A 9276-nucleotide genomic window follows, 5' to 3' on the forward strand; every position below is an offset into this window, starting at 1 on the left:
CCGGATGCACGCCCGCCTCGGCGGCGACCCCCGTCCCGACAACCCGCCGTTGTCCGGTCGGGAGCTGCTCGCGCTGAGCTGCTCGCGCAGCTCCGCCAGGCGCGCCTCGATCTCCGCCAGCTCCGCGCGCAGCTTCTCCGCCTGCTGCTCCGCCTCGGCCCGCTCCGCGGCCATGATCTGCTCCACCGCCTCGTGCACGCCCGGCACGTCGACCAGCGCCACCATCCGCAGCGCCTCCGCCGGCTTCACCACGTACGGCTTCGCCAGGGACTTGCTGCCCTGCTGCGCCGCGACCGTCCACTCACCGTCGGCGTACGCCAGCGTCACCGTCAGCCCCGCCGGCCCCTTCGGCTTCACGGCCTTCACCGCCTTGCGCGCCGGGGCGGGCTTCGCCTCCGTCGTCTCCACCTTCGGCTCCTCCCGCCGCTGCTGCGGCACCCGGTCCAACACGAACTCCGGCTCCGCCGGCGCCGCCGGCTCGGGCTCCGGCGTCTCCGGCTGTGGCTCGGCCGCCTTACGCCCGGCGCCGCGCGGGGCCACCGCCACGTCGGCGGGGGAGAAGGGCAACTCGTCGCGACCGAACCGGACCACCACGAACTCGTCCGACACCGCCGGGTCGGTCAGCTCCACCACCTGACCCACCTGCCCGGCGATCTGACCCGCCGAGGCGGTGAACACCACCTTCGGCTTGCGGCCCGCCGCCAGCGCCTCCCGGATGCTCTGCACCTCGTCAGTGGACAAACCCTGGCCAGCAGCACCCATCAGCAACCTCTTCCCCTCGTACACCTGTTCAGATGCCTGCCTTGATACCAGCCCACGCCGACAAGCGGAAGATCAACCCCCCAGCGCCCGCAACGCCGCGTCCGCGTGGTCGTTCATGTTCAGCTCACTGTGGACCACCTCGACGATCCGCCGGTCCGTGCCGATCACGAACGTCATCCGCCGCGTGCTCAGCGCACCCAACGGCAGCCGCCGCCGCACCCCGAACAGGTCCGCGACCGTGCCGTCCACGTCCGACAGCAGGGGATAGTCGAACCCGTGCCGGCGGGAGAACTCCGCCTGCTTCTCCACCGGATCGCGGCTGATGCCCACCCGCGTCGCGCCCACCGCCGCGAACTCCGCCGCCAGGTCCCGGAAGTGGCAGCTCTCCGCCGTGCACCCCCGCGTCAACGCCGCCGGATAGAAGAACAACACCACCGGACCCGTGGCCAGGAACTCCGACAGCCGCCGCGGCGTACCCGTCTCGTCGGGCAACTCGAAGTCCCGCACCACGTCGCCGACACCCACACCCGCCACCGCGCACCTCCACGTCACCGTCCACCGACGCGCCCGAGCCTATGCGCCCACCCACCGGCCCGCCCCACGCCGCCCGCCGGTAGCGTCGGCCCCGCAGCCACGACAGGGGAGAGGCACATGCGACCGGTCACCGTCATCACCGGCGGAAGCCGCGGCATCGGTGCCGCCACCGCCCGCCGCCTCGCCCACGCCGGGCACCACGTCGCCTTCAGCTACCGCCGCGACCACACCGCCGCCACCGCCGTGCTCGCCGACATCGAAGCCACCGGCGTACGCGGCCTCGCCGTGCCCGCCGACACCCGCGACCCCGAGCAGGTCACCGCCCTGTTCGACGCCGCCGCCGACCTCGGCCCGATCACCGGCCTGGTCAACAACGCCGGCGTCACCAGCCCCATCGGCGCGTTCGTCGACCTCGACCCCACCGACCTGCGCCACGTCGTCGACGTCAACCTCATCGGCTACGTCCTCTGCGCCCAACAGGCCGCCCGCCGGATGGGCGACGGCGCCGCCATCGTCAACGTCTCCTCCGCCGCCGCCACCCTCGGCAGCCCCGGCGAGTACGTCCACTACGCCGCCGTCAAGGCCGCCACCGACACCCTCACCACCGGCCTCGCCAAGGAACTCGCCCCCCGCGGCATCCGCGTCAACGCCGTCGCCCCCGGCATCATCCGCACCGACATCCACGCCCTCTCCGGCCAACCCGACCGACCCGAGCGGGCCGCCGCCCGCATCCCACTGGGCCGCCCCGGCGAACCCGACGAGGTCGCCGGCGCCATCGCCTGGCTGCTCGGCCCCGACGCCACCTACACCACCGGCACCGTCCTGCGCATCGCCGGCGGCCTCTGAGACCCACCCCGACACCACCGGCCGACCCGCCGCCGCCCATGCGACGATGCCAACCGTGACCGATGTCTTCGGCGCCATCGCCGACCTCTACGACGACATCCGCCCCGGCTATCCGGACGCCATTGCCGACCTCATCGCCGACTACCACGGCAGAACCCCCGACACCGTCACCGAGATCGGCGCCGGCACCGGCAAGGGCACCGCCGTGCTGCTGCGCCTCGGCGCACCCGTCACCTGCATCGAACCCGACCCCCGCATGGCCGCCCGCCTCACCGCCACCTTCCCTGACGTGCACACCGTCACCCAGACCTTCGAACGGTGGCAACCACCCACCGGCGGCGTACCCCTGCTCGCCTGCGCGCTGGCCTGGCACTGGCTCGACCCCGCCACCCGCAACCGGCGCGCCCACGCCGCACTCACCCCCGGCGGCACCCTCGCCGTCTTCGCCCACGAGTACGGCTACGCCGACCCCGCACAGGCCCACGCCGTCGACACCACCCTGCGCGCCATCGACCCCACCGTCACCCGTCACCCCGCCGACTGGTTCCACCACGACATCACCGCCAGCGGCCTGTTCACCGACGTGCACGCCCACACCCTGCACCGCGACCTCACCCTCAGCACCGACCAGTACCTACGCCTGCTGCAGACCTTCGGCCCGTACCGGCAGCGACCCGCCGACCAGCAGACCCGGGCGAGCACCGCGATGCGCACCCTCGTCGACGGCTTCGGCGGCACCGTCGTACTGCGCCTGCGCACCACCCTCGTCCTCGCCCGCCGGCCCCGCCCCTGATGCCGCCGACCATCGCCCCCGCCATCGCCCCCGGCACCATGGCCCGCCTGCCCCAACCCGACATCGACGCGAACGGCCCCCGACTACGCCCCTGGCGACCCACCGACCGCGCCGCCGTCGTCGCCGCCTACGCCGACCCCGCGATCCGACACTGGCACTGCCGCCACATGAACGACGACGAGGCCCGCGACTGGATCGACACCTGGCCCCGGCGATGGCACCACGAAACCGGCGCGGGCTGGGCGATCGTCGACACCCACGGCGTCGTCGGCCAGATCAGCCTGCGCCGGCTCGCCCTCGACGACGCCCTCGCCGAAGTCTCCTACTGGGTCATACCCGCCGCCCGCGGCCACGGCATCGCACCCCGGGCACTGACCGCCCTGAGCACCTGGTGCTTCACCAACCTCGGGCTGCACCGACTGGAACTGGCCCACTCCACGGCCAACGGCGCGTCCTGCCGGGTCGCGCAACGCGCCGGCTTCACCGCCGAGGGCACCAAACGCGGCGAAGGCCGCCACGCCGACGGCTGGCACGGCATGCACCTGCACGCCCGCCTCGCCACCGACCCCTGAGAAACCGCCACCGCCCCCGAGAAGGACACCACCGCGACCCTGCTGGGCAACACCGGCACCACATGGCACGATCCTGCACGTGAGCAGCAGAGACGCCGCAGCCCAGCACCTCCGCGACCTCGCCCGGCTGCGCCGCGTACGCGACCGCATCGACCGCGAGTACGCCAAGCCGCTCGACGTCGAAGCCCTCGCCCGCGGCGCGAACATGTCCGCCGGACACCTCAGCCGCCAGTTCCGCCTCGCCTACGGCGAGTCGCCGTACGCCTACCTCATGACCCGACGCATCGAACGTGCCATGGCGCTGCTGCGCCGCGGCGACCTCAGCGTCACCGAAGTCTGTTTCGCCGTCGGCTGCTCCTCGCTGGGCACCTTCAGCACCCGCTTCACCGAACTGGTCGGCGTGCCGCCGAGCACCTACCGCGCCCGGGCGGCTCACGCGACGGCGGAGATGCCCGCGTGCATCGCGAAACAGGTGACCAGACCGATCAGGAATCGAGAAGCACGGCCCACCCAGCCACAACTAGCGTGACCGGCATGGACATCACCATTCACTACGCCTTCCTCCCGCACACCGACGCCGACGCCGCCCTGACCTTCTACCGCGACACCCTCGGCTTCGAGGTCCGCAACGACGTCGGATACGACGGCATGCGCTGGCTCACCGTCGGCCCCGCCAACCAGCCCGGCACATCCATCGTCCTGCACCCGCCGGCCGCCGAACCAGGCATCACCGACGACGAACGCCGCACCATCCTCGAACTCATCGCCAAGGGCAGCTACGGCGCCATCACCCTGGCCACCGACGACCTCGACGGCCTCTTCGACCGGCTCCAGGCCAGCGGCGCCGACGTCGTCCAGGAACCGACCGAACAGCCGTACGGCGTGCGCGACTGCGCCTTCCGCGACCCCACCGGCAACCTGATCCGCATCAACGAGCTGCGCTGAACCCCACCACCACAGCAAGACGCCCGACGGAGACCGCACAGCCGGCCCCCGCGCGACGGATGGAGACACCATGAGCACGGCCACGAGGACGCCCACCCCGCACATCGCCGACACCCACGACCTGATCCGCGTGCAGGGCGCCCGCGTCAACAACCTCAAGGACGTCAACGTCGACATCCCGAAACGCCGCCTCACCGTCTTCACCGGCGTCTCCGGCTCCGGCAAGAGCTCACTGGTGTTCGGCACCATCGCCGCCGAGTCACAGCGGATGATCAACGAAACCTACAGCGCCTTCCTCCAAGGCTTCATGCCGTCGCTCACCCGACCGGACGTCGACCTGCTCGACGGCCTGACCACGGCGATCATCGTCGACCAGGAACGGATGGGCGCCAACCCCCGCTCCACCGTCGGCACCGCCACCGACGCCAACGCCATGCTGCGCATCCTGTTCAGCCGCCTCGGCCAACCCCACATCGGCTCACCCAACGCGTACTCCTTCAACATCCCCACCGTGCGCGCCAGCGGCGCGATCACCGTCGAACGCGGCACCAAGACCAAGGCCGAGAAGGCGACGTTCCACCGCCTCGGCGGCATGTGCCCCCGCTGCGAGGGCATGGGCACCGTCAACGACATCGACCTGACCGCCCTCTACGACGCCGGCAAGTCACTCAACGAGGGCGCCCTCACCATCCCCGGCTACAGCATGGACGGCTGGTACGGGCGCATCTTCCGCGGCTGCGGCTACTTCGACCCCGACAAGCCGATCAGCAAGTTCACCAAGAAGGAACTGCACGACCTGCTCCACCGGGAACCCACCAAGATCAAGGTCGACGGCATCAACCTGACGTACGTCGGCATCATCCCGCAGATCCAGAAGTCCTTCCTCGCCAAGGACGTCGACGCCCTCCAGCCCCACATCCGGGCCTTCGTCGAGCGGGCCGTGACCTTCCAGACCTGCCCGAGCTGCGACGGAACCCGACTCAGCCCCGAAGCCCGCGCATCGAAGATCAACGGCAAGAGCATCGCCGACGTCTGCGCCATGCAGATCAGCGACCTGGCCGAGTGGGTCCGCGACCTCGACGAACCCTCGGTGGCCCCCCTACTCAAGGGGCTGCAACACCTCCTCGACTCGTTCACGCAGATCGGCCTGGGCTACCTCTCACTCGACCGCCCCTCGGGCACCCTGTCCGGGGGAGAGGCACAACGCACCAAGATGATCCGCCACCTCGGCTCGTCCCTCACCGACGTCACCTACGTCTTCGACGAGCCCACCATCGGCCTGCACCCGCACGACATCGAGCGGATGAACAACCTGCTGCGGCAACTGCGCGACAAGGGCAACACCGTACTCGTCGTCGAACACAAACCCGAGACCATCACGATCGCCGACCACGTCGTCGACCTCGGCCCCGGCGCCGGCACACACGGCGGCACGATCTGCTTCGAAGGCACCGTCGAAGGACTGCGGGAAAGCGACACCGTCACCGGCCGCCACCTCGACGACCGGGCCGCCGTCAAGAAGACCGTACGCACGCCCACCGCCACCCTCGAGGTCCGCGGCGCGACCACGCACAACCTGCGCGACGTCGACGTCGACATCCCACTCGGCGTCCTCTGCGCCGTCACCGGCGTCGCCGGCTCCGGCAAGAGCTCACTGATCCACGGCTCCGTCGCCGGCCGCGACGGCGTCGTCGTCATCGACCAGGGCGCGATCCGCGGCTCCCGACGCAGCAACCCGGCGACCTACACCGGCCTGCTCGACCCCATCCGCAAGGCGTTCGCAAAGGCCAACGGCGTCAAACCGGCACTGTTCAGCGCCAACTCCGAAGGCGCCTGCCCCACCTGCAACGGCGCCGGCGTCATCTACACCGACCTGGGCGTCATGGCGACCGTCGAGACCACCTGCGAGGAATGCGGCGGCAAGCGGTTCCAGGCGGCCGTCCTGGAATACACGCTGGGCGGCCGGAACATCGCCGAGGTGCTCGCCATGCCCGTCGCCGAGGCCGAGGAGTTCTTCGGCACCGGCGAGGCGCGCATCCCCGCCGCCCACGCCATCCTGAACCGACTCGCCGACGTCGGACTGGGCTACCTCAGCCTCGGCCAACCCCTCACCACCCTCTCCGGCGGCGAGCGACAGCGCCTCAAGCTCGCCACCCACATGGCCGAGAAGGGCGGCGTCTACGTCCTCGACGAACCCACCACCGGCCTGCACCTCGCCGACGTCGAACAACTGCTCGCCCTGCTCGACCGCCTCGTCGAATCCGGCAAGTCGGTCATCGTCATCGAGCACCACCAGGCGGTCATGGCACACGCCGACTGGATCATCGACCTCGGCCCCGGCGCGGGCCACGACGGCGGCCGGATCGTCTTCGAGGGCACCCCCGCCGACCTTGTCGCCAAGCGGTCCACCCTCACCGGCGAACACCTCGCCGCCTACGTCGGCGTCTGACCCCGACGCGGCCCCGCAGCACCGGACCTCGGCGCCGCGGGGCCGCCACCCGCCATGCGCGACGCACGACACGCCGCAGCGCACGACACGCCAGGGGAGTGCGACGCACGTCAAGGACGAGCGCGGCCGGCGGACATCGCGCCGCAGATCCACGGCGCGTTCCTGCCAGCCGGCTAGGCCGCCCGTACCCGCACCGCCGTCGCCCTGCGTTCCGAGTAGCCGCTTCGACGGCGCGGCCTCGATCAATTCAGGGGGGAGAGGTGTCAACCCGCTCAGACGGCGTTGACGGTCAGCGCCGTCTGGACGCAGGCCGGCGACGGCCACCGCCGGGCGTCGGGCGCCACCTCAGCTGTGTCCGCCACAAACGCGGGTCGATCAACTGCGGTGAAGCCATCGAGCGACGACGACGGCCCGCAGCAGACAGCCAGACCATGAGTTGGCTCAGCTCGGTGAGGAAGGCGATGACTCAAGCTGCCAGGAACGACTCAAGCCACGAGGGGTGCTGACGGAGCCTCTGCCTGCGGATATCTACACTGCGGCCGGAGTTCGATAATGTACATTATGTCAAGTTAGCCGGATCGGGCCCTCCCTCGGCCCGGTCCGACGGCAGGTCGGCGAGGCGCCGCAGGTGCGCTTCCACCAGCGCGACCCGCGCCTGCACCGGCGCGGGCGGCACCGCGATCAGGCCGTGCCCGTGCGCCCGGTAGACCTCCTCGTGCACGCGGGCGAACGCCAGCGACTCGGCGTAGCCGATCCGGCGGGCGGCACTCGGTGTCACGAAGCCCAGCGGCTCGACCAGGAACACCTGCCGCTGGTAGGCGCCGTCGCGCAGCACCCGCCGCACCTCCTCGGCGAGCACGCGCCCCGGCGGGCGCCCCAGATACCGCGCGAGGGCCAACGTGCACAGCGGCGACCGGTCGTGGACCTGCACCGACCCGTACGCCCCGGGCGCCTCGCGGCGCTCCCGCTGGAGCCGCGCGACGGCGTCGACGAAGCCGGCCTCGCGCCACGGTTCGGCGACGCCCCGCCCCTGCTGGGCCGCGATGACGTCGGTGGCCGCCTCGGCGACGACGTCCCACCCGCGTCGGCGCAGCGCGTCGGCGAGTGTCGTCTTGCCCGCCCCCGGTGCACCCGTCAGTACGTACCGTCGCACGCCTCTCCCCCTCTCCCGCCGTTGCCGGCGAACCCGAAAATGCTGCATAATATCCCTTATGCATGACAAACAGGACGAATCGGTACGGCGGCTCATCGAGGAGTTCCTGACGGCCCGCGCGACCCGCAAGCCCTCCCCCCACACGCTGGAGGCGTACCGGCGGGACCTGCGTGCCGTCGCCGAGCTGGCCGCCGAGGAGGCCACCCCTCCCCTCCCCCTCGACGCGCTGCCCGTCGGCGCCCTCACCGCCCGCGTCATGCGCGCGGCATTCGCCCGGTTCGCCGCTCCCCGCGCGGCCGCGTCGGTGCACCGGGCGTGGTCCACCTGGAACAGCTTCTTCTCCTTCCTGGTCGCCGACGGGGTGGTCGCCGGCAACCCGATGCCGGCGGTCGGTCGTCCCCGGGCGCCTCTCCCCCAGCCCAAGCCGCTGCGTGGCGCGGACACCCCCGAGCAGCTGCTCGCCTCGGTGGCCCGGCAGGAGGGCCGGCAGCGCGACCCGTGGCCGGAGCGCGACCTGGCGGTGCTGGCGTTGGCGCTCTGCGCGGGGCTGCGGCTGTCGGAGCTACTGGCGCTGCGGGTGGGGTCGTTGACGGGCCGTGCGGGCGAGCGGCGGGTCGACGTGGCCGGCAAGGGTGGGCGGCCGAGGGTGGTGCCGATCGAGCCGGAGCTGGACGGGGTGCTGGTGGGCTACCTGGACAGCCGGGTGCGGCGGTTCGGGTCGCGTACGGTGCGGCCGGACGCGCCGCTGCTGGTGGACCGTCGGGGTGAGCCGCTGCGTCGGGGCGGGCTGCAGTATCTGGTGGAGTCCTGCTACCGGCGGGCGGGCATCACCGACCGGGTGCCGCGTGGGGCGCGGTTGCACGCGTTGCGGCACACCTTCGCGACGCGGTTGGCGGAGGACGGGGCGAGCGCGGCGGAGATCATGCGGTTGCTGGGTCACGCGTCGTTGGCGTCGTCGCAGACGTACATCGAGGTGACGGCCGGGCAGCAGCGCGCCGCGGTGCGGTCCAACCGTACCAATCGGGCGTTGGCGGGGTTGGTGGCGGCGGAGCGCGAGGGGCGGTCGTGAGGCGGGGCCCGGCGGTAGCGGCCGGTGGGCCGGTTGGAAGCCCGCGCCGGCGGGTGCCGGCGCGTCCGACGGCCAACGCCTCCGGCGGGATAACCCACCCCAACGGCGGGGGGGGGGGGCGGCGGGTGGGGCGCGGCAGAGCCCGGGGCGTGG

General features: G+C 72.0%; 9 protein-coding genes and 1 pseudogene. 7 read left to right on the forward strand and 3 right to left on the reverse strand.

Going from position 1 to position 9276, the window contains the following annotated elements:
- Positions 1-81: 81 nt before the first annotated feature.
- Together AB0B83_RS29415 and AB0B83_RS29420 are read right to left on the reverse strand one after the other, a co-directional pair.
- Positions 82-794, reverse strand: a pseudogene (locus AB0B83_RS29415) (hypothetical protein); the annotation flags it as partial.
- A gap of 40 nt (positions 795-834) precedes the next feature.
- Complete coding sequence (locus AB0B83_RS29420) at positions 835-1296, reverse strand: peroxiredoxin (RefSeq protein ID WP_327028342.1); 462 nt, start codon at positions 1294-1296, stop codon at positions 835-837.
- A 117-nt stretch (positions 1297-1413) separates the two neighbouring features.
- Between AB0B83_RS29420 and AB0B83_RS29425 the strand changes: the two genes are divergently transcribed.
- The 6 genes from AB0B83_RS29425 (at position 1414) to AB0B83_RS29450 (ending at position 6901) form a co-directional block, all read left to right on the forward strand.
- A complete protein-coding gene (locus AB0B83_RS29425; protein WP_357580897.1) occupies positions 1414-2142 on the forward strand; it encodes an SDR family oxidoreductase in 729 nt (242 codons plus the stop codon).
- Between the two features lie 55 nt (positions 2143-2197).
- The gene (locus AB0B83_RS29430; protein WP_357580898.1) at positions 2198-2935 is read left to right on the forward strand and encodes a class I SAM-dependent methyltransferase; all 738 of its coding nucleotides are present in this window, start codon (positions 2198-2200) and stop codon (positions 2933-2935) included.
- Positions 2935-3507 (forward strand): GNAT family N-acetyltransferase, encoded by a 573-nt coding sequence (locus tag AB0B83_RS29435; protein ID WP_357580899.1) that lies wholly within the window; start codon positions 2935-2937, stop codon positions 3505-3507. Before AB0B83_RS29430 ends, AB0B83_RS29435 begins: the two co-directional genes overlap by 1 nt.
- 79 nt (positions 3508-3586) lie before the next feature.
- Entirely contained in the window at positions 3587-4036 is a 450-nt protein-coding gene (locus AB0B83_RS29440; RefSeq protein ID WP_357580900.1) for a helix-turn-helix transcriptional regulator, read from the forward strand.
- A gap of 5 nt (positions 4037-4041) precedes the next feature.
- Positions 4042-4452 (forward strand): VOC family protein, encoded by a 411-nt coding sequence (locus AB0B83_RS29445; RefSeq protein WP_357580901.1) that lies wholly within the window; start codon positions 4042-4044, stop codon positions 4450-4452.
- Between the two features lie 70 nt (positions 4453-4522).
- The gene (locus AB0B83_RS29450; RefSeq protein WP_357580902.1) at positions 4523-6901 is read left to right on the forward strand and encodes an excinuclease ABC subunit UvrA; all 2379 of its coding nucleotides are present in this window, start codon (positions 4523-4525) and stop codon (positions 6899-6901) included.
- A gap of 559 nt (positions 6902-7460) precedes the next feature.
- On the opposite strand, the gene AB0B83_RS29455 is transcribed toward AB0B83_RS29450, so the two are convergent.
- Positions 7461-8054 (reverse strand): AAA family ATPase, encoded by a 594-nt coding sequence (locus tag AB0B83_RS29455; protein ID WP_357580903.1) that lies wholly within the window; start codon positions 8052-8054, stop codon positions 7461-7463.
- Positions 8055-8112: 58 nt separating this feature from the next.
- Here AB0B83_RS29455 and AB0B83_RS29460 point away from each other — a divergent pair, with 58 nt between their 5' ends.
- The gene (locus tag AB0B83_RS29460; protein ID WP_357580904.1) at positions 8113-9123 is read left to right on the forward strand and encodes a tyrosine-type recombinase/integrase; all 1011 of its coding nucleotides are present in this window, start codon (positions 8113-8115) and stop codon (positions 9121-9123) included.
- Positions 9124-9276: the final 153 nt, after the last annotated feature.

Source organism: Micromonospora sp. NPDC049060 (genome assembly GCF_040649055.1).
GTDB lineage: Bacteria > Actinomycetota > Actinomycetes > Mycobacteriales > Micromonosporaceae > Micromonospora > Micromonospora reichwaldensis.

Bases quoted from the DNA above. Each gene is read 5' to 3' on its own strand.
- AB0B83_RS29445 (WP_357580901.1), top strand. From the start codon at position 4,042: ATGGACATCACCATTCACTACGCCTTCCTCCCGCACACCGACGCCGAC.
- AB0B83_RS29425 (WP_357580897.1), top strand. From the start codon at position 1,414: ATGCGACCGGTCACCGTCATCACCGGCGGAAGCCGCGGCATCGGTGCC.
- AB0B83_RS29435 (WP_357580899.1), top strand. From the start codon at position 2,935: ATGCCGCCGACCATCGCCCCCGCCATCGCCCCCGGCACCATGGCCCGC.
- AB0B83_RS29460 (WP_357580904.1), top strand. From the start codon at position 8,113: ATGCATGACAAACAGGACGAATCGGTACGGCGGCTCATCGAGGAGTTC.
- AB0B83_RS29450 (WP_357580902.1), top strand. From the start codon at position 4,523: ATGAGCACGGCCACGAGGACGCCCACCCCGCACATCGCCGACACCCAC.